Source organism: Billgrantia sp. C5P2, assembly GCF_051062895.2.
Genome location: NZ_CM128542.1, coordinates 3,734,383 through 3,757,946, shown reverse-complemented (window position 1 = coordinate 3,757,946; position 23,564 = coordinate 3,734,383). Strand labels below are relative to the sequence as shown.

The following is a 23,564-nucleotide window of genomic DNA, read 5'->3' as shown; positions in this document are numbered from 1 at the left end:
TTGCGTTCCCGACGGCTCGCCCCAAGATGGGGAAGAACGTATCGCACCCAAGGAGACTCCCCATGAGCGGTTCCCTGTATCGCCTTGCTGCCTTTACCGACGACCCCAACGGCGGCAACCCCGCCGGGGTGTGGCTGGGCGAGGCGTTGCCCGAGCCGGCCGAGATGCAGCGCATCGCTGCCGAAGTTGGCTACTCCGAAACCGCCTTCATTGCACCGGCCACGGGTGAGCGGCGCACGGTGCGCTACTACAGCCCTGAGGCGGAGGTGAGCTTCTGCGGCCATGCCACGGTGGCCAGCGGCGTGCTGATGGGGCAACTGAGCGGGGCGGGCAGTTACATGCTCGATACGGCGGTGGGCGAGGTGATGGTCACGGTCAACCAGGTGGAAGGGGAGTGGCAGGCATCGCTGGTATCGGTTACGCCGGAGTTTCGCCCTGCCGCACCAGAGCTGGTCGAGGAGGTGCGTGAGCTGCTCGGCTGGCAGGCAAGGGAACTCGATCTCGAGATTGCGCCCGCACTGGCCTATGCCGGGGCCTGGCATTTGGTACTGGCATGCCAGGAGAAGGCGCGCCTTGATCGGCTCGAATACGACTTCGAACGACTCAAGGCGCTGATGCTGCGTGAGGACCTGACCACGCTGCAACTGGTGTGGCGTGAGAGCGAAGAGTGCTTTCACGCCCGCGACCCGTTCCCGGTGGGGGGCGTGGTGGAAGACCCCGCCACCGGCGCGGCCGCCGCGGCGCTGGGGGGCTATCTGCGCGATGCCGGCCTGCTCCAGGCGCCAGCCAAGTTGACCATCCGGCAGGGCGAGGCGATGGGCCGGCCCAGCCGCCTGCAGGTGGACATTCCGCTATCAGGCGGCATCGTCGTCACCGGGCAGGCTGTGTCGCTGGACGCCTGAGCTGCGCTTACGCGGGCTGGTAACTGCCGGCGTCGGCGGCGAAGCTGATCGACAGGCGATTCCAGGCGTTGATGGTGCAAATTGCCAGGGTGAGGTCGGTCAGCCCCTTCTCCGAGAAGTGTTCGCGAGTGGCCTCATACAAGGCATCGTCGATGCCGTTCCCCGCAATCAGGGTATTGGCCTCGGTCCAGGCCAGGGCGGCACGCTCGCGATCGGTGTAGAAGGGCGTTTCGCGCCAGGCACTCAGGGCGTAGAGGCGCTGTTCGGTTTCGCCGGCCTTGCGCGCGTCCTTGGTATGCATGTCGATGCAGTAGGCACAACCGTTGATCTGCGACACGCGGGTGTAGATCAAACCCAGCAGGCCGTCGCCCAGTTCGCCCTCTTGGGCTGCCTTGTGAACGTGACTCTGCAGTTCGAGCATTGCCTTGAGGCCGGCAGGGCTGGCGGAGAAGTAGTTCATGCGCATGGGTGGAGCTCCGTAAGAAGTTGGAAGCCCCACCCTAGCCGGTGAAACATGGGTGGAATTGTAGATTTTCGACCCGATGAATCAGTGCAGCTTCATGCGCGGGCGAATGAAGCGGTTGAGCCCGTCCGAGAGCAGGATGAGCGCCGTCTTGGCCGTACCGTGAATGGCGCGCTGGTGCATGCGGTAGAGCGAGGCGTAGAAGAACTTGGCCAGCCGCCCTTCGATGAACAGGCTGCGCGCCGAAGCGCCGCGCATCAGGCTGCCGATCGCCTCGAAGTGGGCCAAGGAGATGAGCGAGCCGCGGTCGCGATAGCGGAACGGCTTGAGCGTGCCGTTATCGAGCCGGGCGAGCAGGTTCTTGTAGAGCCGCTGCGCCTGCTGGTGGGCGGCCTGGGCCCGTGGCGGTACCACGGAGCCATCCGGCTGCGGGCAGCTGGCACAGTCACCGAAGACGAAGATGTTGGGGTCGTCGACGCTCTGCAGCGTCGGCTCGACCTTGATGCGCTGGTTACGGTCCAGCGTGAGCCCGAGTTCGCGCAGCATGTCGGGTGCCTTGATGCCTGCGGCCCATACGTTCAGGTCCGTTTCGATGCGCTGCTCGTCGGCGGTCACGATGGCACCCTCCTCGACGCACACCACCCGGGTGCCGGTATGCACCTGCACGCCCAGGCGTTCCAGCTCGGTACGTACCGCACCGCGTATGCGTTCGGGCAAGGCCGGCAGCACATCCGGCGCCGCCTCGATCAGGTGAACTTCAAGGTTGCGGCTATCCATCTCGGTGAAGCCGTAGCTGTGCAGCATGCGCGAGGCATCGTAGAGTTCCGCTGAAAGCTCCACACCAGTGGCGCCGGCGCCGACGATACCCACGGTGAGCCGAGGGTGCTGGCGTCGCTCGGGGTCGCTGTAGCGCAGGAAGGTGTTGAGCATATCGTGTCGGAACGCTTCCGCCTGGGCCGGGCTATCGAGGAAGTGGCAGTGCTCGGCGACGCCGGGCGTGCCGAAGTCGTTGCTCACGCTGCCCAGTGCCAGTACCAGCAGGTCGTAGTCCAGCGTACGAGCCGGCAGCACTTCCTGGCCGTAGTCGTCGAGCACCGGGGCCAGGCGCAACTGACGTGTCTCGCGATCCAGGCCCTCGAGCGTGCCACGTTGGAAGCGGTAACCATTGAGCTGGGCATGGCTCTGGTAGGAGATCTCATCGATGCTGGAATCGAGTGCTCCGGTGGCGACCTCGTGCAGCAGGGGCTTCCAGATGTGGGTCGTATTACGATCTATCAGGGTGATGTCGGCCTTGCCGCGTCGCCCCAGACGCCGCCCGAGGCGTGTGACCAGCTCTAGCCCGCCGGCACCGCCGCCGACGACTACGATACGCGTTCTGTTCATATATGGCTCCGCTAAGATCAAAGATTAGGCAATTGAGAAATGGTCCCCCTACTCTACAACTGGACGATGAGAAGAGTTGGACTTTTTGCTTATCTACATTTGCGCTCAGGCATGCTGTGAATGGTCGTCTCGGGTGCTCTATCCATAGCGGAAGAGGCTTCGAAAATGAGTGGAGTTGCCCAGCCTGACCTGGCTGGTAGCACCGGCATTGGAAATTTGCGGCCTGCGCAGGCGGTAGCCGCCGGCCTGACGCTCGAGCGCCACGCGCCCGGTGCGGCGCTGCGCCCCTACGTGCAGTGCTACTGGCAGGCAAGTTGGTGGGGTGGCGGAGAGCCGGCGGGCATGGAATTGCTGCATCCGGATGGCGCCACCGGGCTGCTGTTCAACTTCGGCGGTGCGCTCGAGCGCAATGGCGAGCGGGTGCGTGGCGACTGCTGGGTCGACGGACCCAAGCGGTGCACGGCACGATTGGCAGTAGGGGAAACGCTCGACTTGCTTGGCGTGCGCTTCCTGCCGGGCATGGCGTTTCCATTCATTGGTGAAACGCTATCGACCCTGGCCGGTGAAGGACTCACGCCGGGGGATGCCCTGCGCCGGCTCGAACTCGAAGCGCTGCATGAGCGGCTGCGGCATACACCCGACCTGGCCGGTCGTCTGGCACTGCTGGAAGATTACCTGCTGGCCCGGCTTCACCACTCGGAACGAGTGCCGTCGGGATTGATGGCATCGCTTGGCTGGCTGCAGCAGCATCATGGCCAGGGCAGCATCGCTGCGCTGGTGGGCGAGCTGCCGTTCGGCCAACGCCGCCTGGAGCGGTTGTTCCAGCGCCACGTGGGGCTTTCGCCCAAGCGTTACGCGCGGCTGCTACGCGTCGCCCACAGCCGCGAGCTGATCAAGCAGGGCGGCGCCGCCGCCTCGCTGACCGACACCGCCTTCGCTGCCGGTTACTTCGACCAGTCGCACTTCATCCACGACTTCAAGGCCGTCACCGGCGTCACCCCGGGCGATTATCTCGACCATGTGCAGCGGCGGTATGGCTAGCGGCGGCTCCTGCGCGGTACTCAACCGTATGTCGGCCGCTGCGGCCATCCCGGCGGCGAATCCTCGAAATCCTCCTGGCGACCGTAGGGCGTCCTGTCGAGCAGGGCGTAGGCGTCGGTGAGGCTCTCGCAGCCGCGGGCGTAGGTCGAGTAGGTGTGGTAGATCTCCTCGCCCAGGCGAAAGAACACGCTCAGCCCGTGGCATTCGCCCTGCATGAAATGCGGCTCGTCGCTGCGCGCCATGAGTTCCGCCTGGCTGCGGTAGTTGTATTCGGCTGGGGCGACGGCTTCGTCCAGGGTGACGTGAAAGTCGTAGTTGAAGTCGCTGCCATGGGACGACACCCAGGGCAAGTGCCAGCCCTGGGCGGCCTTGTAGGCGTCGAGCTTGGCCAACGGCGCCCGAGAGACCAGCACGAAGCCGGTGCTGCGTTCGTCGAGCATCGAGAGATCGCCCAGCGCATTCACGAACCCGGTGCAGCCGCCGCAGCCCTTTTCCCACTCCGGGTCGAACATGAAGTGGTAGACGATCAATTGCTGCCGGCCTTCGAACAGGTCGAGCAGGCTTGTCTTGCCGCTCGGCGCGTCGAAGACATACGGCTTGTCGATCCGCACCATCGGCAGGCGTCGCCGCCGGGCGTTGACGCGGTCCATCTGACGAGTCAGGGCCTTCTCTTCTTCGAGCAATTGCTTGCGAGCGTCGAGCCACGCCTCTCGGGAGACGATTTCCGGGTGTGCCGCCGTATTGTGTGCCATGAGGCTATCTCCTGTTGCCATTGTTTCAGGAGCTAATCGTTCGGCCGGTCACGGAATCGACATAGGTGCGGCTCGTCTATCTCGCCGATTCGTACTCGTCGTGGCGTTTCACCCAGTCCGTCAGGTTGTGATTGGGGCCCGTTTCGTTACGGCCCTTGGGCGTCATGTCGAGCAACATATAGGTGCTGTCGACGAGTTCGTCACCGCGCCCGTAGGTCGAGTAGGTGTGGAACACATCACCCTTGTCGTTCCGGTAGAACACGCTGAGACCGGACAAATCCTCGATCGAGACGTTGGCCGTGGCGTAGTTGTAGGTGACCGCGCCCTGGGCGATATCCTCGGGGGTGAACGAGACCTGGTAGTCGTAGTTGAAGTCGCTGCCGTGCGAGGAGACCCACTTCACCTGCCAGCCCATGCGCTGCCGGTAGGCCTCGATCTCGTCGAGCGGGGCGCGGGAGACCCGAACCAGGCTGACGTCATGATGCTCGAGGTGCACCCGTGTGCCTTCGATGTGGTCGGCCGCGAAGGAGCAACCGATGCAGCCCGCTCCCCAGCCGGGGCCGAACATGAAATGGTGGACGATCAACTGGCTGCGCCCATCGAACAACTCGGCGAGCGTCTTGCGGCCTTCTGGCGTCTCGAAGACATATTCTTTCTCGACCTTCACCCAGGGCAAGGCGCGGCGCTTGGCGTTCAGGTCGTCGCGCAGGCGGGTGAGCTCCTTTTCCCTTCTCAATAGCTCCTTGCGGGCGGCGACCCATTCTTCACGGGATACGACGGGGTGGGATATTTCATCGTGCGCTGACATGAGGAGTTCTCCTTTTGCTGACGTTGCACGAGTTCATCGTCCTGGCGGGGTCAGATTCGACAGGTGGGCGTTCGGCGACATGAATATTGACGCCTCGATCATCGAGGTATAAGTTCCATCCATGACCCAGGCAAAGAGCGAACCGGCCATCGGCCGCCGAATCCCGGATTACAGCGATCCTTCGTACTGGCGCGGCACCATCAAGATGTCGCTGTCGAAGTTCTTCGTGCTCAGCGTGCTGCACCGCAAGCCGATGCACGGCTACGAGGTGGTGCAGGCGGTGGAGAAGAGCACCAAGGGCTGTTGCAGCCCCTCGGAGGGTACGGTCTACCCGATGCTCAACGAGTTCGAGGCGGGCGGGTATCTCAGCGCGACCGCCGAGGTGGTACAGGGGCGAACGCGCAAGGTCTATGCGTTGACCGACAAAGGACGGGATGCCTTCCAGGTGGCGGTGGATGCCTGGCTGGAAGCCACGGACTGCATCCTTGAGAGCCGCCGCATGGCGGGCGGGGCGAATAGCGACCGGGAGGGAGGCGAGACGTGAAGGCGAGTCTTTTTTCAGGTGTTGATACCTCGATGATCGAGGTAGGTGGTGCATGAGCCGCTCCCGAGTGGTGATCGCCCTAGGTGTTTCCCAGACCCTGGCCTGGGGCTCGACCTACTACCTGCCGGCAATCCTTGCCGTGCCCATGGCACGGGATCTCGGCCTTTCCACCGGCACGGTATTCGCGGCGTTCTCCTCGGCGCTGGTGGTTTCGGCGGTGCTGGGGCCTGCGGTAGGGCGGCGCATCGACGGCTTCGGCGGGCGCGACGTGCTGACGGTTTCCAGCCTGGTGTTTGCCCTGGGCCTGGTGCTGTTGGGGCTGGCCGCCGGGCCCATGATCCTGTGGGCGGGGTGGCTGGTGATCGGCGTCGGCATGGGCATGGGGCTTTATGAATCGGCCTTCTCCACCCTGGCGGGGCTCTATGGCCGCGAGGCGCGCGGTCCCATTACCGGCATTACCCTGCTGGCGGGCTTCGCCAGCACCGTATGCTGGCCGATCACCGGCTGGCTCAATGCTGAATTCGGCTGGCAGAACGCCTGCTTTACCTGGGCGGCGGTGCACCTGATGCTGGGCCTGCCGCTCAACCGCCTGCTGATTCCTTTCGGCATCCAGCCGCCCGCTCCCCGTGCCGAGGCGTCAGCGGCCGAAGGGGAGACGACCTGGCTGCCCATGGCGCTGCTGGCCTTCGTCTTCGCCGTGACCTGGTTCGTCAGTACCGGCATGGCGGCGCACCTGCCATGGTTGCTGCAGATCGCAGGCCTGTCGCCTGCTGGTGCCATTGCCGCCGCGGCGATGGTGGGGCCGGCGCAGGTGGCGGCGCGCCTGCTCGAGTTCTCGCTGCTGCAGCGTTTTCATCCGCTGCTCTCGGCAAAGCTGGCGGTGGTGGCGCATCCGCTCGGGGCGCTCGGCGTGATGACGCTTGGGGCACCGTTGGCGTTCGTGTTCGTGCTGCTGCACGGCGCCGGCAACGGCATTCTCACCATTGCCAAGGGTACGCTGCCGCTGGCCATCTTCGGCCCCCAAGGTTATGGCCTGCGCCAGGGCGTGCTGATGGTGCCGGCACGTTTCGGCCAGGCGCTGGCGCCGCTGGCCTTCGCCCTGCTGATCGAGCGCTTCGGCACCCAGGCGCTGCTGTTCTCCTCTGCCCTGGGGCTTGCCGCCCTGGTGGCGCTGCTCGTTTTGCAAACCCACGCCATGAAGGAGGCGACATGAGGCTTCGCACGTTGTCCGACCCCGACTATTTGCCGGCCCTCGACGAGCGTTTCGCCCGACAAAGGCCCGGCCAGGGCCTGCCCGACCCGCTGGGGCATCCGCCTCGCATTCTGCTGCTCTACGGTTCGCTGCGCGAGCGCTCCTTCTCGCGCCTGGCAGTGGAGGAGGCGGCACGATTGCTGCGTCACTTCGGTGCCGAGACGCGAATCTTCGATCCTTCCGACCTGCCGCTGCCGGACCAGGTGGCCGGCGACGACCATCCCGCCGTGCGCGAACTTCGCGAGCTGGCCATCTGGTCGGAGGGGCAGGTGTGGTGCAGCCCCGAGCGCCATGGTCAGATCACCGGCGTGATGAAGACACAGATCGACCACTTGCCGCTGAGCATGGGGGCGGTACGCCCCACCCAGGGGCGTACCCTGGCGGTAATGCAGGTCAGCGGTGGCTCGCAGTCGTTCAACGCGGTGAACACCCTGCGCCTGCTGGGGCGCTGGATGCGCATGTTCACCATCCCCAACCAATCCAGCGTGCCCAAGGCCTACCAGGAGTTCGACGAAGCCGGCCGTATGCGGCCCTCGCCGCTCTACGACCGCATCGTCGACGTGATGGAAGAGCTGGTGCGCTTCACCCTGCTGCTGCGTCCCCATAGTGAGACGCTGGTGGACCGCTACTCGGAGCGCCGCGAAGCGGCCGGCGCCAAGGCCGACCCGGTAACGGACAAGGCAGCGGTGAGCCAGGCCTCATAGCGGTGACATGCATAATGGGGCGCCAGGCGCCCCAGTGTTCGGTCGTCTGAGAGCAGTCGTCACGCCGGCTGCGTCAGGCGAGGCGTGGCAAACTCATGATGCAATTGCTCGACCAGCCGATCGATGCGCTCCAGGGCGCTTTGGGTCGAGGCCGCCAACGCCTCGCCGCCTTCCTCCTGGTGCTCGATGGCGATGCTGTGAAAGCCAGCGATGCCGATGAACTGCAGCGCGGTGCGCACGCTTGGTTCCAGGTGGTTGAGCGCGGCCAGGGGGCGCCCTGGGTCGAAGTCGAAACCGCCGCGGGAGGAGAGCAGCACCGCGTGGCGCGACCGGTCGGCCAGCAACGGTTCATAGCCCTCCAGAGGCAGGTGCGGGTGGGCGCCGTACTGTGGATCGAAGTCGACGGTGCGATTTATGCGGATGATATTGTCGATCCAGGCCTTGAATGCGGCCGGTGGCCCGAAGTTGTACATGGGCACGCCGAGCACCAGGATGTCGGCTCGTTTGACCTCGTCGACCAGCGCATCGCTCTCGGTGAGCAGTTCTCTCATCGGTTCGGTTTGCTGCTCGATGGGAGTGAAGGCGGCTTCGATCCATTCGACGCTGGTCAGCTGTGGCGAGGACGAGCCGATATCGCGATAGACGATCTCGGCATCCGGCTCCAGAGTGCGCCAGCGGGAAACGAAGTGGTGGGTCAGTCGGCGGGTATGCGAGCCGTGGTTGTGGGTGCCGGCGCGGCCGGGGCGCGGGCTGGCATCGAGGTGAAGTAGACGTGTCATGGGATTTCTCCTTTGTTGGGTGTAGGATCTTTTGAGTGAATCTGTTTCAGCTGTGTTTGGTAGCTTGTGCCAAGCATTGATGGACGACAAACGACAATTCTTTTTCGCTATTGGAAAATAAAACTCAGCCATGACGCCGCGTCGATTGCCTTCTCTCTCTGCCCTGCGCGCCTTCGAGGCGGCGGCGCGTCACCTCAGCGCCAAGCGCGCCGCCGAGGAGCTTTCGGTCACGCCGACGGCGATCAGCCATCAGATACGCCAGCTCGAGGAGAGCCTGGGGGTGGCCCTGTTCGTGCGGCGGCCGCGGCAGCTGGTGCTGACGGCCCAGGGCCAGTCGCTGCTCACCGTGCTGAGCGGCTCCTTCGATGCCATCGCCGAGACGGTGGCCAAGCTGCGCCGTCCGCCGGCGCGACAGGCGGTAACGCTTTCCACCACACCGGCCGTTGCCGCACGCTGGCTGCTACCCTGGGTCTGCCTGCTGCGCGATGCCCACCCGCAGATCGACCTGAGCATTCAGGTTTCCCACCAAGCGGTTGCTCTGGACGGGGTCGTTGCCGACATGGCGATTCGCTATGGCGAGGGCCCCTGGCCCGGGCTGGCCGCGGAGAAGCTGTTCGACAATGTCTTCGTGCCCGTCTGCAGCCCCATGCTGAAACTGCGTGAACCGGCCGAACTGGTGCATCACACGCTGCTCCACTTCTCTTCGCCCGCGCCGTTGGACTGGGCGGCTTGGCAGCGCCAGGTCCAGGTCCCGGGGCTCGACGTCAGCGCCGGGCTGATGTTCTCCGACGAGACTCATGGCATCACCGCCGCACTGGACGGCCAGGGCATAGCCCTGATGAGCCGGTACCTGATCGAGGAGGAGCTGCGCCAAGGGCGCCTGGTACAGCCATTCGGTCCCGAGGTTAAGGCCGCTCCCTTCCAGCTCGTCTACCCGCCTGAGAGGCTCGAGGAGCCGGCCATCGCCGCCGTGCGCGAGTGGATCATGGGGTTGTTGGACTCACCGTCCAGAGAGAACGCCTGCCGCGCTATCGTCGAGCGCCAGTCATGACGACAGCCGCGCCAGCTTGTCGGGGTTGCGCACGATGAAGATGTCGCTCGCCTGCCCTGAGCGGTCGTAGCCGAAGGTCACCGTCGCGACGACATCTCCCTCTCTGCGCATCACGAAGCCGCAGCCCCCGTTGATATCGGCTTCACGCCATTCATAGTTGGCCCAGTACTGGCTCAACCGGCTGGCCAGGAAGTCGAGTACAGTCGACTTGCCGTGCAGCGGCTCGAGCAGGGTGGGCACCTTGCCGCCGCCGTCGGCACTCAGGCGAACCTCGGCCGAGAGCAGGTTCGCGAGCCGTGCCGTGGCGCCTTCGGTGATGGCGAGCCTGAACGCTTCCAGCAGAGCCTGCTGGCGTTCCCGCGGTGGGGTGTGCCGTTCCTCGGCGGTTTGGAGGTTGCTTCGTGCCCGGGACACCAGCTTGCGGCAGGCCGGCTCCTTGAGCTCGAGCATGGCGGCGATCTCTGCGTAGGACGTGTCGAAGATCTCGTGCAGCAGATAGGCCGCTCGCTCCTTGGGCGACAGGCGTTCCAGCAGCAGCAGGAAGGCGGTGGAGAGCGAGTCTGCCAGCTGCATGCTGCGTTCCGCATCGGAGACGACGGTGGTCGGGATGGGCTCGGGCAGCCAGGCGCCGACGTACTCGACCCGAGCCCGGTGGGCGTTGCCCAGCAGATCGAGGCAGCGTCGCGTGCAGGCTGTGGTCAGCCAGGCGTGAGGCGTATCGATAGCCTCATGATCCGCTGCCTGCCACTTGAGAAAGGTGTCCTGTACCGCATCCTCGGCGTCGGCGCGCGAACCGAGGATGCGATAGGCCAGCCCCAACAGCATGGGGCGAGCCTCTTCGAAGCGAAGCAAGTCGGCAGAAGACATCAGGCTGTCTCGGTTACCGGAGCCGCCATGCTCTTGGCCCAGGCCACCGTGGCGGCATGGATCACGGGCGGGTGGGCAAGCAAGGGCGACACCGCGGCGATATAGGCGTCGTAGGCCGGCCCCTGCATGAATGCCTGCGGATCCGCGCCGTCGGCATAGCGCTGGAAGACGCGGATCGTATCGGGGTCGCTGTCATCGTAGCAGTAGAAGTAGGCGTCGTGGACCTGACGCGACTCGATACTGGGAGCCAGGTAAGTTTCCCAGGCATGCCGTACTTCGTCGCGCTTGCCGGGCAGTGCCTTGTGGGTGATGAAAAGTGTGCTCTGGCTCATGTGTGGCTCCTGGATCGTTGGGGGGAAAATCGATGAAGGCCTGCGGCCGTCACTGTGATGACGATTCAGGAGTGGGACTTGTGACAGGGCAGACTAATCCATCGTTTCCTGCGGCTGCGGATGGAGAGGCCTGAGGCGGCCACGCTCACGATATAGCCCGATATCGCGCAGTATTCGCGCGTCGCACTCTCTCAATTCGGCATGGTCCCGATAGCTGGCAATGCCTCGGCGGCCTCGCTTCAGCCATGACGCGAGTCTGTACAGAATCATGCTTCCTCCTTCTGAAAGCGCTGTCTTTCTGCCACTTTCTCGCTCCCGGTGAGAGGCCACACTCCGTTTATTGCTGCCAAAGGCGTTTGCTGGTGAAGGAGAGATGGACAGCCGAATATATGCACCGGGAAGGGAGCCGCTCGGTAGTAAAGTCTGCGCTTTCGACCGGTTCACTGAGCGGCTAGGGGGAGTTGGTGCTCCGACTTAAGGGCAAAGCCTTAGGCGGCGGCCTGCTCTTCCTTCTCGTAGTTGATCATCCAGGCAACGCCGAAACGGTCCACCAACATGCCGAAGCGATGCGCCCAGAAGGTCTCCTCGAGCGGCATCTGCACGGTGCCGTTGTCGGCCAGCGCATTGAAGAGGCGTTCGGCCTCTTCTATCGAGTCGACGCCGATCGCAATGCTCGCACCCTTGATGCCTTCGTAGGGTGCAGGGCTGCAGGGGGAGTTGTCCGATGCCATCAGCAACTGGTCACCGATACGCAGCCGGGCGTGCATGACCAGGTTGCGGGCTTCCGGAGGAATTTCCATCCCTTCGCTGGCGGGCATTTCGCCGTAAGTTGCCATGGCCTCGAGCTTGGCGTCGAAGCAGCGCTGGTAGAACTCGAAGGCTTCGCGGCAGTTATCGTTGAACATCAGGTAGGTGGAAAGCTGCATGGGTGGGTCTCCAGGGGTTGTTGTAGGTGCTACTTCCCTTCATCGATTCACCGTAGTCGATTTCGACTCGATCGCTCATTTTCTTTCTGCCAACCGCTGGAGGCGCGCGGCCTGCTGGGCAAGAGCGTCGCAAAGCTCGGATGGGGCGAGGATTTCGAAGTCGTAGGGCTGATGGGCGAGCTGGCGAGCGAACCAGCTCAGGCTGTCGGTACGGGCATGCAGCATCACCCCGCTTTCGTCGGGGGTGAACACGCCGATATTGCGCCCCAGCTCTTCAACGGCATGGGTAAGGTCGGTGTGCAAGCGCACGCTGACGGCGGTGGCGCGGGGCAGGCTGGCGATGCTGCGGGCCAGATGCTCGGCCGGATCGAAGTCGTCCGGTCTGTCGAAGCTGGCCTCGAGCGGTGTGGCCTCGGCGATACGGTCCAAGCGGAAGCTGCGCAGGTCGCGACGCAGATGGCACCAGCCGCTGACGTACCAGCGCCCGCCGCGGAAGACCAGGCCGTAGGGGTTGAGCACGCGCCGGGTGGCTTGGTTGCGGTCGTCCCGGTAGTCGAGCCGGACCCGCTGGCGTGCCTGGGTGGCGGTGGCGAACAATAGCAGCAGGCGCTCGTCGCCCGGCGCCCTGGCCGAGGGCAATTCCAGCCGCGCGCTCTCGCTTAGCGCCTGCGCCTGTTGCTTCAACCTGGCGGGCATGACCCGCTCCAGCTTGGCGCGCGCGGTGTCCAGCGCCGGAGCCGTTTCAGCGATGCCCAGCCCCTGGGCGGCGAGCAGCCCCAGTGAGACGGCCAGCGCCTCTTCGCTGTTGAACATCAACGGAGGCAGCTTGAAGCCCGGCATCAGGCGGTAGCCACCATGCCGCCCCCGCTCGGTGGTGACGGGGATGCCGAGATCTTCCAAGGCCTGGATGTAGCGCCGCAGCGTACGGCGGTCGACGTCCAATCGCTCGGCCAGCTCCCGGCCGCTCATGTGCCGGTGGGCCTGCAGCAGCTCGAGGAGTGTCAGCACGCGAATGGTGGGACTGGCCACGCTGAATTTCCTCGTCGTAAATAGGGCGTAATCTGTCCTATTTAGCCATTACCTTGCTGACATGGCCAGGCGCAGAGGGCGCTGGCTTTGTTCACTCAGCAAGGAGCAAGACAATGGAACCCGTTCTCTTCTATGGCGTACCGCAAGGCTGCTCGTTCGGCTCTATCGTAGCGCTCGAGTGGCTGGGCCAGCCCTATCGCCTGTGCCGCATCGAGATGCTGGAGCAACCCTGGGATGCGCTTTATGCCAAGGTCAATCCTCTGTTCAAGACTCCGGCGCTGCTGCTCGAAGACGGCGAAGCTCTCAGCGAGAGCCAGGCGATTCTGCAGCATCTGGCGGCTCGCGACCTCGAAGCGCCGCTGGGCTTCGTGCAGGGCAGCCGGGAGTTCGATCGCCTCAACCAGATGCTGGCCTATCTCAATACTGATTTCTTCGCCGCCTTCGGTCCACTTTGGACGCTGTACGACACCCAGGGGATGAGCGGCGTGGAGCAGACGCTGCTGCGCCGGTTGGGACGTGAGGAGGTCGCCGAGGGCTGCGCCTACCTCAACGGCTTGCTGGCCGAGCGCGAGTGGCTGCTGGGCGATGCGCGCAGCATGGCGGATGCCTACTTTGTCGGTATCGCCCGCTGGGCCGAATACCATCGGCTATTCGACCTGAAACAGGAATACCCGAACCTGGCCCGGCACCTGGCAAGACTCAGGAGTGACCCGGCCGTGCAGTTCGCCGAGGCCATTGAGCGCGGCGAGCAGCCGAAGGGGCAGGGGCACTTCAAGGGGCATGTCACCCTGAAAGAGCTCGAACCGCGCCTGGCCGCCGAAGCACTCTCTGTCTGAGTATTGCCACTGGCTGGCTAGAGCCAAGGCAGTCGAGTGCCGCCGGGCACGCTATGATCAGGCGATGCCCTGGCGGCGACTCGACACCAAGGAGAACCGGCATGTACCTATCGGCACTGGATATCGAAGCCCTCGAGGGCGTGAGGAAGGTGCACCTCCTCAACGCCGAGGCCGTGCGCATCGACAAGTCGCTGGGGGATGCCGTGGGCATGACCCAGCTCGGGATCCACCACATCAGCGTACCACCCGGTCATTTCTCGACCGAGTACCACTTCCATCTTTATGAAGAGGAGGCCATCTACGTGTTGTCGGGACATGGCGTGGCCACCCTGGGCGAGCGGAAACAGCCGATCGGCCCCGGCGACTTCATCGGCTGCCCCATCAACGGCGTAGCCCACGAGATGTATAACGACGGCGACGAGCCACTGGTATGCCTGGTGGTCGGGCAGCGGCTGGCCCAGGACGTTTGCGACTACCCGCGACAGGGCAAGCGGCTGTATCGCAACAGTGGCGAATGGAACCTGGTCGATCACGATGCCATCGAGCATGTACCCCGGTAGCCGCGTGGCTCTAATATTCAAAGCTTCCCGGTAAGTAAGGGCTTACCGGGGCGCTATTCGATTCGTGGCAGAATTGACCTTTGCGTTCGTCGTGCTATGTTCGTCAGGTCTGGCAACCGCAATGAGACTGCTCTGACATGACCTTGCCGATACGCACTTCGCTTTCCGCACCGATGACCGTTCTGGCCATGGCGGTGGTGCGTGCGGCATCGCCACCTCCCGTTCCACCTGTCGCTCCGCCGCTCGGCGTTTCGCCGCCAGCGGGGCTCGACATGGCCGGCGTTTCACCGCCGCCCATGTGCACTCTGGGCTGACCTCGAGCCCACCAAGCTCCTCAGCTTTCCATCGTTCGGCATTGGTTCCAGTGCCGGCTGAGGCCTGTGTGTCTTTAGACAGGTGAAAGTCATCATGACAACTCCTTCCGTTGCCTGGGCCGCTCATGCGTCCACGGCGCTCTTCGTGCTGCTGTGGGGCAGTGGCGCCATTTTCACCAAATGGGGGCTGGACCATGCCCCAGCCTTTGCATTTCTGCTGCTGCGCTTTGGCCTGGCGCTGGCCGTACTGATGGCCATCGGGCTTTACCGACGACGCTGGCTGCCCGTGCCTGGCACACGCCTGCGCGTCGCCGGCACCGGCCTGCTGCTGATAGGTGCCTACTCGATCTGCTATTTTCTGGCCATGGAGCAAGGCATCACGCCCGGGGTGTTGGCTACCCTGCTGGGAATACAGCCGATCCTCACCCTGATGCTGCTGGAGCGACGCTTTGCGCCGATGAGAATGGCGGGGCTCTGCGTGGCGCTGATGGGGTTGGTACTGGTGGTATATCAGAGCGTCGTCCTGGTGCGCTTTTCCCTGGCAGGGGTGGGCTTCGCACTGGGTGCGCTTGGCTGCATGACGGTAGGTGCCATCATGCAGAAGCGTCTCCGACAATCTCCCGCCGAGGTCCTGCCGCTGCAGTACGTGGCCAGCCTGCTGCTGTGCCTGCCTTTCGCCGCGTTCCAGCCGGTGACTTTCGAGCCGAGCTGGGAATTCCTGGTGCCGTTGCTCTGGCTGGCTTTGGTCATTTCAGTGGTGGCGCAGTTGCTGCTTTATCGATTGATTCAGGCCGGTAATCTGGTCAACGTCACCAGCCTGTTCTATCTGGTGCCGGCGGCCACTGCCGTGATGGACTACCTGTTCCTCGGCAATGCCTTGCCCATGCTCAGCCTGGTGGGGATGGCGCTTATCCTGCTGGGCCTGGCTCTGGTATTCCGTCAGCCGGTAACGGCATCTCGGCAATAGGGAGAAAAAGTGGCGCCTGTTGGCCGCGAGCATTCACGGAGCATCGTGGCGCTCGCGGCTGTCGGCAGGCGCCTGTTCGCGTTTGTGCATGCCATAGTCGCGCATTACCCCGGCCACGCGGAGGCGGTAGTCGTCGAACACTATTTCACGACCTTGGGTCTGGGCGCTGCGGTGGCGCTCTAGCTGGCGCCACTGGGCGACGGCCTGCTCGTCGCGCCAGAAGGAGAGCGAGAGCACCTTGCCCGGCTGGGTCAGGCTCTCGAAGCGTTCGATGGAAATGAATCCGTCGATCTCATCGAGCAACGGACGCAGGCTGGCGGCGATATCGAGGTATTGGTCGCGGCGGCCGGATTTGGGGATGACTTCGAAGATAACGGCGATCATATGAACTCCTGATTCAGACAGTTTGAGGCATCTGGAAGCTACAACGGCTTCATTCTTGGAGGCGAAACGTTCCGGGTTGATCGGCACCAGCTTGCCGCGTTCCCAGCGCAAGCCGATGTCCCTGAGCATGCGAGGATCGCAGTCGCGCAGCAGGGCATCGCGCTGTCGATTGGCGTAGTAGTTGCGTACGGCAAGGAGCAGGCGACGGGCAGTACGTAGTGGGTAAGGGCCGTGCTGTGTGACGGCCGTCGGTGGATTGTCTGGCGTAGTCATGGGTGGTTCCGGGCCGTTGTTTGGTCGCTCAATTGTGTTCCGTTGGCCTATGCTTGTCAGACATAAACCGTTAGGTGTGGAGCTAACTATGGATGAGCCGGACCTGCCACGCCTCGCCCGTACCATTGGCGAGCCGACCCGGATGGGCATGTTGGCGCTGCTGATGGAGGGACGAGCATTGACCGCCAAGGAGCTTGCCTACGGCTGTGGTGTGCAGCCGGGCACAGCGACGGAGCATCTCAAGCGGCTCCAGCGCGACGGACTGATCGAATCGACAGCACAAGGGCGGCACAAGTACTACCGGCTGGCGACCGCCGAGGTGGCGCATGCCGTCGAGGCGCTGATGGTGGTGGCCAAACCGATAAAGGTGGTATCGCCGTGCAGGCGGCCGGCCGGTGCCCTAGGAGCTGCGCGATTCTGCTACGACCACCTGGCGGGTGAACTGGGCACGCGGATGACGGCGGTACTGCTCGATAGGGAGTTCTTGGTGGCAGATGGCGAAGCCATGGACGTGACGGAGCGGGGCGAGGACTGGTTCTCGAACTTCGGCATCGATATCGCTTCCCTGCGCAAGCGCCGCCGGCGTTTCGCCTATACTTGCCTCGACTGGAGCGAGCGGCGCGACCATCTCGGCGGGGCGCTGGGCGCCGCCCTGGCCGAGCGCCTGCTGGAACTCGGCTGGATCAGCCGGCAGAAGCACTCGCGGGTGGTGAGTATCAGCGAGCAGGGTCATCTAGCACTGGTGCGTGAGTTCGGACTCGTACTTGTACCCCTCAATACCGCAGTTGAGGAGGTGATTGGCGCTGCCCGGTAAGTAAGTGCTTACCGGGGCGCCATTCCCTGGCAATCAGGTTCGGCAGATGGAGACCCCGCCATCGGCCAGCATCGCCGTGCCGGTGACGAAGCTGGCATCGTCGCAAGCCAGATAGAGCGCCGCTCGGGCGATCTCTTCTGGCGTAGCCATGCGCTTGAGCGCGTGCAGGTTCTCGACGAACGCCAGGACTTCCGGCCCGGCGTCGGGGGCGTTGGTGATGCTGGCTGGCGTGTCGGTGCCTCCCGGCAGCAGCGCGTTGACCCGAATGCCGTTGGGCCCCAGCTCCGCAGCCAGGCACTTCATCAGGCCCAGGATGCCGGCCTTGCTGGCGCCGTAGGCCGCCATGCCGGGCATGCCGACGGTATGGCCGACGAAGCTCGAAGTGAACAGCAGGCTTCCGCCGCCTCGCTGCAGCAGCGCCGGGATCTGGTACTTGGCACCCAGAAAGGCGCCGTTCAGGTTGGTATGCATTACGTCGTGCCAATCACTCGGCTTCATGTCCTGAAGCGGCCCCATCGGCCCGACTATGCCAGCGTTGTTGAAGGCAATATCGAGCCCTCCGAAGCGCTCCAGGGCGGTAGCGACAAGGCGCTGGGCCAAGTGCGCGTCGCATACGTCCCCGGCCACGGCAACGGCGCTGCCGCCGTCGCGAGCGATGGTTTCGACCAGAGCGTCGAGCTTGTCCTGGCGGCGTGCGCTCACGATCACGCTGGCGCCTTCGCTGGCGAACAACCGGGCGGCGGCATGACCGATTCCTGAGCTGGCCCCGGTGACGATGGCGATCTTTCCGGCAAGTCGGTTCATAGCGGTATTCTCCATGGATGGTAGGTATGGGTTACTGGCGATCCCATGCTTACCTTGCCGGCCTCGGGGCAAGCCCTCACTCCGCTTCTTGCCGTCAAAAATATGGCGGTTCGATGATGCTATGCTGCGAATGTTGCGAAATGCTGTGAAGAGACGGGCTTACTTTGAAAGCAAGGGACGGAGTGTGTCAGGCGGGCTCGGGACTCATCCTGAATTCACGGAGAACGCCCAACCCACAGCGGAGGCCCGCCATGAACGAGACATCCACCCATTCACTTGCCACCTTCGATTCCGATGAAGCGAAGTGGGCAGCGGTACTGGCCCGCGACGCCGCGGCGGAAGACGCCTTCGTCTATGCGGTGCGTACCACCGGGGTCTATTGCCGCCCGACGTGCCCATCGCGTCGGCCGCGCCGCGAGAACGCCGAGTTCCATGCCGATGCGGCCACGGCCGAGCGGGCCGGCTACCGGCCGTGCCAGCGCTGCCGCCCCAAGGAGCTACCGTTGGCCCAGCGACATGCCCAAAGCGTCGCCAGGGCCTGCCGTCTCATCGAAACATCCGACGAGCTCCCTTCACTCGACGAATTGGCACAAGTCGCCGGGCTGAGCCGCTTCCATTTTCATCGTGTCTTCAAGTCGGTCATGGGGCTGACGCCAAAAGCGTATGCGGTCGCCTGCCGGGCGGAACGTGCTCGCCAGGCGCTGGCGCAGCGGGAAACGGTCACCGAGGCGATCTATGAGGCGGGCTTCAACTCCAGCGGACGCTTCTATGCCGGTACCGACCGCATGCTCGGCATGACGCCCAAGCGTTACCGTTCGGGAGGGAAAGACATGGAGATCCGCTTCGCTCTGGGGGAGTGTTCATTGGGCACCATACTGGTGGCGAGCAGCGAGAAGGGCATTTGTGCCATTTCCCTGGGCAGCGATCCGGAGCAGCTGCTGCAGGAGTTCCAGGATCGTTTCGCCAATGCCACTCTTATTCCCGGAGGGAAGGATTTCGATGCCTGGGTGGCCCAAGTGGTGGGCTTCGTCGAAGCGCCTGGCGTCGGGCTGTCGCTGCCGCTGGACATTCGCGGCACTGCCTTCCAGCAGCGGGTCTGGCAGGCGCTGACCGAGATTTCCGTGGGCACCACGATCAGCTATGCGGAGTTGGCGCAGCGGATCGGTTCTCCCAAGTCGGTGCGCGCCGTAGCCAGGGCCTGCGCCTCCAACCCTGTTGCGCTTGCCATCCCCTGCCACCGGGTTGTGCGTAGCGACGGGGCGCTCTCGGGTTACCGTTGGGGCGTGGAGCGAAAGCGCGCCTTGCTCGAGCGTGAGGCGAAGCGGGCTGATGCCCCAATGCTGGAGAGGGAACAAGAATGAAAGAACTGAGGCCATCATGGACGGGACCCTTATCGATCGTATCTTCAAGCGCTTTATTCTGTAGCGGTATCGAGCGGGTTCATCGTTTCTTCCAGGGCTTCGGTGATTCCCGCTTGCGAGGTGCGCTCGAGAAAGGTCGACAGCACTACATAGCTGCGCGTGGCCTTGACGCTCGGCAGGGCATAGAGCCGGGCGAGCAGTCCTTCCAAGGCGCGGCTGCTGGCGCAGCGCACCTTGAGCAGCATGCAGGTGTCGCCGGCCACGGAGTGGATCTCCTCGACTTCGGGCAGCGCCGAGAGTGCCAGCAGTTCCTGGGTCTTGCCCCAACCGGTGGAATCGACATGCACGAAGGCGAGGAAGGGCTTGCCGGTGGCAGGGCCGTCCAGCATCGCCACCGTGCCACGTATACGCCCCGAGGCACGCAGCCGTTTCACCCGTTCATGCACGGCCGGTGCCGAGAGCCCGGCGCGATTACCCAGCTCGGCATAGCTGAGCCCGGCATCCACGGCCAGCTCGCCTAATATTTTTCGGTCGAAGGCATCCAGGGGGCGTGCCTCCTGGCCCTTGTCCCGAACGGTTTCTGTTTTTTCTGAGTTCGGCATTATCGCAATTGCTCCGAATGACATTCCTTTCTTCAATGTTAGTGTCGAACTGCATTTGGAGCGAGCCGTGATTACTCGTCATCTTCTCCTGTTGACTGCTGCCATTGCCGTGATCGGTGCCAATTCGCTGGCGCTGAGCCCCATTGCTGCTGCGGTGGCGGCATCGCTCCCGGGGCGAAGCGCTGCCGATGTGATGACGGCCGCGGCCTTCTATGGCTTGGCCACGGCAGGTAGTGCGCTACTTTTGGCTCCGATGGCCGATCGCATCGGTTCCGAGCGCGCACTGGTGCGGGCGCTATTGGTGCTGTGCGTGTCGCTGGGCCTCGCGGCGCTCTCTCCCGCGCTGTGGTTGCTGGTTGCCGCCCAAGCGCTTGCCGGCCTGGCGGCGGGCATGGCGCTGCCGGCGATCTATACCCTTACTGCCCAAGTGGCCGCGAAGGGACGCGAGAGTGAAACCCTGAGCTTCGTACTGATCGGGTGGACGTTGAGCCTGGTGGTTGGGGTCGGTTTTGCAGCGCTCTTGGCCGACTTGCTGCATTGGCGCGCTGTTTTTGTGGTGCTGGCAATGGTTGCAGCAGGATTGGCGCTAGGTGTTTCCCGCTGCAGCGATTGGGGTACAAGGACGGGCGGGGAAAAGCCGAGTTCCGCGCTGATAGCATTGCGTATCCCCGGTATCCATGCAGTGCTGTTGAACGTTGGTGCCTTCATGACCGCGTTCTATGGTCTGTACACTTATCTGGGCCCGCATCTGGGCGAGGTTTTGCAGCTTCCCGCTTCCTTTGCGGGACTGACGATCGCCGTCTATGGCCTGGGCTTCGGCGTTGCCGCACCGCTGGGCCGGCTGGTCGACCGGCATGGTGCGAGCGCCGCCGCCTGTGTGACCTTTGCCGGCTTGATGCTCGTGTATTTGGGAATGATGGCGACCGCGGCGCTGCCTCTGGTACTGCTGGCGCTCTGCCTGGGCTGGGGCGTGGGCAACCACATTGGCCTGAACCTGCTCATGCGCCAGTTGGCCGAGCTGGACCCGACGCAGCGCGGTGCCATCATGGGGCTCTATAGCGCCATTACCTACCTGTGCGTTTTCGCCGGCGCACTGCTCTACCGGCCGATCTTTACGCACTATGGATTTGCCGCCTGCGCCTGGGCGTCGGCGATGCTCGTACTGCCGGCCTTGGGCTGGGCGCTGGGGCAGCGGCGCAGGAAACAGGCAGCGCTGGAGTAGCTCAATCGGTGACCTAGGAGGCTCTGCAATATGATTGCTTACACCATGGTAGGAACGAAAAATCTGGAGAAAGCTCTGAAATTCTATGGCCCTCTTTTCGACGAAATGGGCTGGGATGTCTGCTGGAAAGATGATTCGTGTGCTTCCTATGGGAAAGAAACCGATCTCGACTTTCCCAGGTTCTTTGTCGGTTATCCCTTCGATGGTCAGGAAGCCAATGTCGGCAATGGCACCATGACAGCGTTTCAGTTCGCTGCCCCTGAGCAGGTCGACAAGTTATACGAAATAGCCATCGACAATGGAGGCAGTGACGAAGGGGCTCCAGGCTACCGGCCTCAATACGGCGAAGGTTTCTATGCAGCCTATGTTCGTGATTGCGACGGCAATAAATTGGCGTTTGTTGTTTATCCGAGAGAGGCTGAGTGACTCAGTGACAGCGGTGATTACCCTCGCGCTGGAGCCTTTCGCTTGCGCAGATGTCCGTACTCTATGCCAAAGAACGAACGCCGCACGGCTGAGCCAAACGGGAGGATTGTCGCTTTTGGACGGTCTATATGTCTGCCGGGGGCTCCGGAGCCTGGGTAGATGTCGACTCCCTCAGTCGCGACGGGGCGATGCCCTTGGCCTGACGAAAGCGACTGGCCAGGTGGCTCGAGGAGCTGAAGCCGCAAGCCAGGGCGATCTCGGTCAGCGGTAACGTTGTGTCGTGTAGCAGTGTCTCGGCCTGCACCAGTCTGCGTTGGAGCACGTACTGGTGGGGTGACAGTCCCTGGCTCTGCTTGAACATGCGAGCGAAGTGATACTCGCTGAGCTGGACTTGGGCGGCCAGCTCGGTGAGGGGCAGCGGCTGGTCCAGATGGGCCTCGATATAGTCGAGCACCTGCCGCAGGCGGTAGGGTGCCAGCCCTCCGCGGGGGCACGGAAGAGCTCGTTGGCGCTGGCTGTAGGACCTGAGCAGATGTACGAGTAGCAGGGTGACGGCGCTGTCCAGAGCCAGGCGGTCGGCCCGCTCCTGCCAGTCGAGGGCAAGCAGCCACTGACGATACAGGCTCGCAATCAGCGGGTCATCGGCGAAGGTCTTCTCATCCAACAGCAGGCTGGAGGCGTCCATATCCCAGACCCGTTCGGCCAGCCCCGCCAGGTGCTTGTCGGTGAAATAGAGATGGACGAACTCAAGAGGGCCACGGAGATCCCAAGTGGATTCGTGCTGGCGGGGCATCAGACAGAATCGATCGGGGGCGCCGCCGTTGCGCCAACCAACGGGGGTTTTGCGATAGGACTCGTAGCCATCGGCCACGTAGAGGCTCAAGGTGTGGTGGGTCGGCTTGTCGAGAGCTATATAGTCGTCGTCATTGCTCCACTGGGCCAGGCCGATGCCGTCGTCGAGTTGGGCGGAGCGCTTCAATTGGGCATGGTGTTGCCCCAGGCGCTCGAAGACATGGTACTGCATGGCCCCTTTCTCCCTTGGCCGCTGACCGCTTGGCTCGATAGTAGCTGGCCGCCTGGAGCGGGCCAAGCGAAGACCGGCAGGATCGCGAAAAAGCGCAAGAATCAAATGCCCGGCGCAAGAAGCTGAATGCCGGAGACCGCTGAGAGACGCACACTTGGTCGCTTGAATACCGAGGAGTGCAATCATGAACCTGTTGCTTTATGCGACCACCGTGCTGATCTGGGGCACCACTTGGATCGCCATTGCCCTGCAAGTCGGCGAGGTGCCAGTGATGCTCTCCGTCTTCTATCGCTTCGCCCTGGCCGCCGGCGTGCTGCTGCTGTGGCTTTCGGTCAGCGGTCGGCTGCATCGACTAGGTGTGAGCGATCATCTGTTCTGCGCTTTGCAGGGCCTGTGTGTGTTCTGCCTCAACTTCTATTTCTTCTATACCGCCTCCGCCTATATCACCAGTGGCCTGATTGCGGTGGTGTTCTCCATGGCAGTGCTATTCAACGCCGTCAATGGCGTGCTCTTCTTTCGCCAAACGATCACGCCGCGTCTGCTGCTGGCGACCTCTTTGGGTCTGGCCGGGATGGTCTGCCTATTCTGGCCGGACATCTACCATGGTGGACTGGATGCCAGCGTGCTGTTCGGCTTGGGCTGTGCGCTGGTGGGAACCTATGGTTTCTCCCTTGGCAATATGCTCAGCTTGCGCCATCAGCGGCGCGGTCTGGACCTGCTTTCCACCAACGCCTACGCCATGGGCTATGGAGCCCTGATCATGCTGGCGCTAGTCGTGATCAGCGGTACGCCTTTCGTGGTGGACACCTCACTCACCTATATGGCTGCCTTACTCTATCTTGCCATCTTTGGTTCGGTGATCGGCTTCGGTGTCTATTTCGCCTTGGTGGGCCGGATCGGCCCCGGCCCGGCGGCCTATGCGACCCTGCTGTTTCCCCTGGTGGCCCTGGGTATCTCCACTCTGGTGGAAGGCTATCAGTGGACGCCGCACGCCTTGGTAGGACTGATTACGATCCTGGCCGGGAATGGCGTGATGTTCTACAAGTCGCGCTCCAAGCCAGCGGAGAAAGAGGCGAGAGTCGCGGCAGCGCAGTGTGCTCGTACGCCATGAGGCTCCTCGGCGAGGCGAGGAGCAGCGAAATAG

Annotated in this window: 28 protein-coding genes; 14 read left to right on the top strand and 14 right to left on the bottom strand. The window is 63.6% G+C overall.

Annotated elements, in window-relative coordinates:
- Positions 1-62: 62 nt before the first annotated feature.
- Entirely contained in the window at positions 63-902 is an 840-nt protein-coding gene (locus tag ACRWQA_RS17360; protein ID WP_434231980.1) for a PhzF family phenazine biosynthesis protein, read from the top strand.
- A 7-nt stretch (positions 903-909) separates the two neighbouring features.
- Here the strand turns inward: ACRWQA_RS17360 and ACRWQA_RS17355 are convergent, their stop codons facing one another.
- Complete coding sequence (locus ACRWQA_RS17355) at positions 910-1,368, bottom strand: carboxymuconolactone decarboxylase family protein (RefSeq protein WP_434231977.1); 459 nt, start codon at positions 1,366-1,368, stop codon at positions 910-912.
- Positions 1,369-1,449: 81 nt separating this feature from the next.
- Entirely contained in the window at positions 1,450-2,748 is a 1,299-nt protein-coding gene (locus tag ACRWQA_RS17350) for an NAD(P)/FAD-dependent oxidoreductase (protein WP_434231975.1), read from the bottom strand.
- A gap of 165 nt (positions 2,749-2,913) precedes the next feature.
- Between ACRWQA_RS17350 and ACRWQA_RS17345 the strand changes: the two genes are divergently transcribed.
- Positions 2,914-3,789 carry a helix-turn-helix transcriptional regulator gene (locus ACRWQA_RS17345; protein WP_434231972.1) on the top strand — a complete coding sequence of 292 codons (876 nt, stop codon included), beginning with the start codon at positions 2,914-2,916 and terminating at the stop codon, positions 3,787-3,789.
- Between the two features lie 20 nt (positions 3,790-3,809).
- Here ACRWQA_RS17345 and ACRWQA_RS17340 read toward each other — a convergent pair whose 3' ends face one another.
- Both ACRWQA_RS17340 and ACRWQA_RS17335 read right to left on the bottom strand, forming a co-directional pair.
- Positions 3,810-4,541, bottom strand: coding sequence for a DUF899 domain-containing protein (locus ACRWQA_RS17340; protein ID WP_434231969.1), 732 nt, complete (start codon positions 4,539-4,541; stop codon positions 3,810-3,812).
- Positions 4,542-4,617: 76 nt separating this feature from the next.
- Complete coding sequence (locus tag ACRWQA_RS17335) at positions 4,618-5,349, bottom strand: DUF899 domain-containing protein (RefSeq protein ID WP_434231966.1); 732 nt, start codon at positions 5,347-5,349, stop codon at positions 4,618-4,620.
- Positions 5,350-5,470: 121 nt separating this feature from the next.
- Here ACRWQA_RS17335 and ACRWQA_RS17330 point away from each other — a divergent pair, with 121 nt between their 5' ends.
- The 3 genes from ACRWQA_RS17330 to arsH are packed head-to-tail and all read left to right on the top strand — an operon-like array spanning position 5,471 to position 7,849.
- Positions 5,471-5,893, top strand: coding sequence for a PadR family transcriptional regulator (locus ACRWQA_RS17330; protein ID WP_446326204.1), 423 nt, complete (start codon positions 5,471-5,473; stop codon positions 5,891-5,893).
- Positions 5,894-5,945: 52 nt separating this feature from the next.
- Positions 5,946-7,106, top strand: a complete 1,161-nt coding sequence (locus ACRWQA_RS17325) for an MFS transporter (protein ID WP_434232079.1) — start codon at positions 5,946-5,948, stop codon at positions 7,104-7,106.
- A complete protein-coding gene (gene arsH, locus ACRWQA_RS17320; protein ID WP_434232077.1) occupies positions 7,103-7,849 on the top strand; it encodes an arsenical resistance protein ArsH in 747 nt (248 codons plus the stop codon). Before ACRWQA_RS17325 ends, arsH begins: the two co-directional genes overlap by 4 nt.
- 59 nt (positions 7,850-7,908) lie before the next feature.
- On the opposite strand, the gene ACRWQA_RS17315 is transcribed toward arsH, so the two are convergent.
- Positions 7,909-8,628, bottom strand: coding sequence for an FMN-dependent NADH-azoreductase (locus ACRWQA_RS17315; RefSeq protein ID WP_434232075.1), 720 nt, complete (start codon positions 8,626-8,628; stop codon positions 7,909-7,911).
- A gap of 130 nt (positions 8,629-8,758) precedes the next feature.
- On the opposite strand from ACRWQA_RS17315, the gene gcvA reads away from it, so the two are divergent.
- Positions 8,759-9,679, top strand: a complete 921-nt coding sequence (gcvA, locus tag ACRWQA_RS17310) for a transcriptional regulator GcvA (protein WP_434232072.1) — start codon at positions 8,759-8,761, stop codon at positions 9,677-9,679.
- Here the strand turns inward: gcvA and sigJ are convergent.
- The 4 genes from sigJ to ACRWQA_RS17290 form a co-directional block, all read right to left on the bottom strand.
- Positions 9,674-10,546 carry an RNA polymerase sigma factor SigJ gene (gene sigJ / locus ACRWQA_RS17305; protein ID WP_434232069.1) on the bottom strand — a complete coding sequence of 291 codons (873 nt, stop codon included), beginning with the start codon at positions 10,544-10,546 and terminating at the stop codon, positions 9,674-9,676. The two genes, gcvA and sigJ, sit on opposite strands and share 6 nt — an antisense overlap.
- Positions 10,546-10,878, bottom strand: coding sequence for a putative quinol monooxygenase (locus ACRWQA_RS17300; RefSeq protein ID WP_434232066.1), 333 nt, complete (start codon positions 10,876-10,878; stop codon positions 10,546-10,548). The genes sigJ and ACRWQA_RS17300 overlap by 1 nt, the downstream gene beginning before the upstream one ends.
- A 488-nt stretch (positions 10,879-11,366) precedes the next feature.
- Complete coding sequence (locus ACRWQA_RS17295) at positions 11,367-11,804, bottom strand: VOC family protein (protein WP_263582686.1); 438 nt, start codon at positions 11,802-11,804, stop codon at positions 11,367-11,369.
- Positions 11,805-11,879: 75 nt separating this feature from the next.
- Complete coding sequence (locus ACRWQA_RS17290) at positions 11,880-12,833, bottom strand: helix-turn-helix transcriptional regulator (RefSeq protein ID WP_434232064.1); 954 nt, start codon at positions 12,831-12,833, stop codon at positions 11,880-11,882.
- Between the two features lie 113 nt (positions 12,834-12,946).
- On the opposite strand from ACRWQA_RS17290, the gene ACRWQA_RS17285 reads away from it, so the two are divergent.
- Entirely contained in the window at positions 12,947-13,669 is a 723-nt protein-coding gene (locus tag ACRWQA_RS17285; protein WP_434232061.1) for a glutathione S-transferase family protein, read from the top strand.
- A gap of 101 nt (positions 13,670-13,770) precedes the next feature.
- A complete protein-coding gene (locus ACRWQA_RS17280; RefSeq protein WP_434232059.1) occupies positions 13,771-14,229 on the top strand; it encodes a cupin domain-containing protein in 459 nt (152 codons plus the stop codon).
- A gap of 103 nt (positions 14,230-14,332) precedes the next feature.
- Here the strand turns inward: ACRWQA_RS17280 and ACRWQA_RS17275 are convergent, their stop codons facing one another.
- Positions 14,333-14,527: a hypothetical protein gene (locus ACRWQA_RS17275; protein ID WP_434232056.1), complete on the bottom strand. Its 195-nt coding sequence runs from the start codon at positions 14,525-14,527 to the stop codon at positions 14,333-14,335.
- Positions 14,528-14,637: 110 nt separating this feature from the next.
- Between ACRWQA_RS17275 and ACRWQA_RS17270 the strand changes: the two genes are divergently transcribed.
- Positions 14,638-15,510: a DMT family transporter gene (locus ACRWQA_RS17270; RefSeq protein ID WP_434232053.1), complete on the top strand. Its 873-nt coding sequence runs from the start codon at positions 14,638-14,640 to the stop codon at positions 15,508-15,510.
- A 33-nt stretch (positions 15,511-15,543) separates the two neighbouring features.
- Here the strand turns inward: ACRWQA_RS17270 and ACRWQA_RS17265 are convergent, their stop codons facing one another.
- Complete coding sequence (locus ACRWQA_RS17265) at positions 15,544-16,167, bottom strand: antibiotic biosynthesis monooxygenase family protein (RefSeq protein WP_434232049.1); 624 nt, start codon at positions 16,165-16,167, stop codon at positions 15,544-15,546.
- Between the two features lie 88 nt (positions 16,168-16,255).
- Here ACRWQA_RS17265 and ACRWQA_RS17260 point away from each other — a divergent pair, with 88 nt between their 5' ends.
- Positions 16,256-16,981 (top strand): ArsR/SmtB family transcription factor, encoded by a 726-nt coding sequence (locus ACRWQA_RS17260; protein ID WP_434232047.1) that lies wholly within the window; start codon positions 16,256-16,258, stop codon positions 16,979-16,981.
- A gap of 33 nt (positions 16,982-17,014) precedes the next feature.
- Here ACRWQA_RS17260 and ACRWQA_RS17255 read toward each other — a convergent pair whose 3' ends face one another.
- The gene (locus tag ACRWQA_RS17255) at positions 17,015-17,785 is read right to left on the bottom strand and encodes an SDR family oxidoreductase (RefSeq protein WP_434232044.1); all 771 of its coding nucleotides are present in this window, start codon (positions 17,783-17,785) and stop codon (positions 17,015-17,017) included.
- A 251-nt stretch (positions 17,786-18,036) separates the two neighbouring features.
- Here ACRWQA_RS17255 and ada point away from each other — a divergent pair, with 251 nt between their 5' ends.
- A complete protein-coding gene (ada, locus tag ACRWQA_RS17250) occupies positions 18,037-19,146 on the top strand; it encodes a bifunctional DNA-binding transcriptional regulator/O6-methylguanine-DNA methyltransferase Ada (RefSeq protein WP_434232042.1) in 1,110 nt (369 codons plus the stop codon).
- Positions 19,147-19,199: 53 nt separating this feature from the next.
- Here ada and ACRWQA_RS17245 read toward each other — a convergent pair whose 3' ends face one another.
- Positions 19,200-19,748 carry an Lrp/AsnC family transcriptional regulator gene (locus ACRWQA_RS17245; protein WP_434232039.1) on the bottom strand — a complete coding sequence of 183 codons (549 nt, stop codon included), beginning with the start codon at positions 19,746-19,748 and terminating at the stop codon, positions 19,200-19,202.
- Here ACRWQA_RS17245 and ACRWQA_RS17240 point away from each other — a divergent pair.
- Together ACRWQA_RS17240 and ACRWQA_RS17235 are read left to right on the top strand one after the other, a co-directional pair.
- The gene (locus ACRWQA_RS17240; protein ID WP_434232036.1) at positions 19,711-20,970 is read left to right on the top strand and encodes an MFS transporter; all 1,260 of its coding nucleotides are present in this window, start codon (positions 19,711-19,713) and stop codon (positions 20,968-20,970) included. The two genes, ACRWQA_RS17245 and ACRWQA_RS17240, sit on opposite strands and share 38 nt — an antisense overlap.
- A gap of 30 nt (positions 20,971-21,000) precedes the next feature.
- Positions 21,001-21,396, top strand: coding sequence for a VOC family protein (locus tag ACRWQA_RS17235; protein WP_434232033.1), 396 nt, complete (start codon positions 21,001-21,003; stop codon positions 21,394-21,396).
- 124 nt (positions 21,397-21,520) lie between these two features.
- Here ACRWQA_RS17235 and ACRWQA_RS17230 read toward each other — a convergent pair whose 3' ends face one another.
- The gene (locus ACRWQA_RS17230) at positions 21,521-22,420 is read right to left on the bottom strand and encodes a helix-turn-helix domain-containing protein (RefSeq protein WP_263582700.1); all 900 of its coding nucleotides are present in this window, start codon (positions 22,418-22,420) and stop codon (positions 21,521-21,523) included.
- A gap of 184 nt (positions 22,421-22,604) precedes the next feature.
- Between ACRWQA_RS17230 and ACRWQA_RS17225 the strand changes: the two genes are divergently transcribed.
- A complete protein-coding gene (locus tag ACRWQA_RS17225) occupies positions 22,605-23,531 on the top strand; it encodes a DMT family transporter (RefSeq protein WP_434232030.1) in 927 nt (308 codons plus the stop codon).
- The last annotated feature ends 33 nt before the right edge of the window (positions 23,532-23,564 follow it).

Coding starts and splice junctions, on each gene's coding strand:
- ACRWQA_RS17360 (WP_434231980.1), top strand. CDS start 63: ATGAGCGGTTCCCTGTATCGCCTTGCTGCCTTTACCGACGACCCCAAC.
- ACRWQA_RS17355 (WP_434231977.1), bottom strand. CDS start 1,368: ATGCGCATGAACTACTTCTCCGCCAGCCCTGCCGGCCTCAAGGCAATG.
- ACRWQA_RS17350 (WP_434231975.1), bottom strand. CDS start 2,748: ATGAACAGAACGCGTATCGTAGTCGTCGGCGGCGGTGCCGGCGGGCTA.
- ACRWQA_RS17345 (WP_434231972.1), top strand. CDS start 2,914: ATGAGTGGAGTTGCCCAGCCTGACCTGGCTGGTAGCACCGGCATTGGA.
- ACRWQA_RS17340 (WP_434231969.1), bottom strand. CDS start 4,541: ATGGCACACAATACGGCGGCACACCCGGAAATCGTCTCCCGAGAGGCG.
- ACRWQA_RS17335 (WP_434231966.1), bottom strand. CDS start 5,349: ATGTCAGCGCACGATGAAATATCCCACCCCGTCGTATCCCGTGAAGAA.
- ACRWQA_RS17330 (WP_446326204.1), top strand. CDS start 5,471: ATGACCCAGGCAAAGAGCGAACCGGCCATCGGCCGCCGAATCCCGGAT.
- ACRWQA_RS17325 (WP_434232079.1), top strand. CDS start 5,946: ATGAGCCGCTCCCGAGTGGTGATCGCCCTAGGTGTTTCCCAGACCCTG.
- arsH (WP_434232077.1), top strand. CDS start 7,103: ATGAGGCTTCGCACGTTGTCCGACCCCGACTATTTGCCGGCCCTCGAC.
- ACRWQA_RS17315 (WP_434232075.1), bottom strand. CDS start 8,628: ATGACACGTCTACTTCACCTCGATGCCAGCCCGCGCCCCGGCCGCGCC.
- gcvA (WP_434232072.1), top strand. CDS start 8,759: ATGACGCCGCGTCGATTGCCTTCTCTCTCTGCCCTGCGCGCCTTCGAG.
- sigJ (WP_434232069.1), bottom strand. CDS start 10,546: ATGTCTTCTGCCGACTTGCTTCGCTTCGAAGAGGCTCGCCCCATGCTG.
- ACRWQA_RS17300 (WP_434232066.1), bottom strand. CDS start 10,878: ATGAGCCAGAGCACACTTTTCATCACCCACAAGGCACTGCCCGGCAAG.
- ACRWQA_RS17295 (WP_263582686.1), bottom strand. CDS start 11,804: ATGCAGCTTTCCACCTACCTGATGTTCAACGATAACTGCCGCGAAGCC.
- ACRWQA_RS17285 (WP_434232061.1), top strand. CDS start 12,947: ATGGAACCCGTTCTCTTCTATGGCGTACCGCAAGGCTGCTCGTTCGGC.
- ACRWQA_RS17280 (WP_434232059.1), top strand. CDS start 13,771: ATGTACCTATCGGCACTGGATATCGAAGCCCTCGAGGGCGTGAGGAAG.
- ACRWQA_RS17275 (WP_434232056.1), bottom strand. CDS start 14,527: ATGGGCGGCGGTGAAACGCCGGCCATGTCGAGCCCCGCTGGCGGCGAA.
- ACRWQA_RS17270 (WP_434232053.1), top strand. CDS start 14,638: ATGACAACTCCTTCCGTTGCCTGGGCCGCTCATGCGTCCACGGCGCTC.
- ACRWQA_RS17265 (WP_434232049.1), bottom strand. CDS start 16,167: ATGACTACGCCAGACAATCCACCGACGGCCGTCACACAGCACGGCCCT.
- ACRWQA_RS17260 (WP_434232047.1), top strand. CDS start 16,256: ATGGATGAGCCGGACCTGCCACGCCTCGCCCGTACCATTGGCGAGCCG.
- ACRWQA_RS17255 (WP_434232044.1), bottom strand. CDS start 17,785: ATGAACCGACTTGCCGGAAAGATCGCCATCGTCACCGGGGCCAGCTCA.
- ada (WP_434232042.1), top strand. CDS start 18,037: ATGAACGAGACATCCACCCATTCACTTGCCACCTTCGATTCCGATGAA.
- ACRWQA_RS17245 (WP_434232039.1), bottom strand. CDS start 19,748: ATGCCGAACTCAGAAAAAACAGAAACCGTTCGGGACAAGGGCCAGGAG.
- ACRWQA_RS17235 (WP_434232033.1), top strand. CDS start 21,001: ATGATTGCTTACACCATGGTAGGAACGAAAAATCTGGAGAAAGCTCTG.
- ACRWQA_RS17230 (WP_263582700.1), bottom strand. CDS start 22,420: ATGCAGTACCATGTCTTCGAGCGCCTGGGGCAACACCATGCCCAATTG.
- ACRWQA_RS17225 (WP_434232030.1), top strand. CDS start 22,605: ATGAACCTGTTGCTTTATGCGACCACCGTGCTGATCTGGGGCACCACT.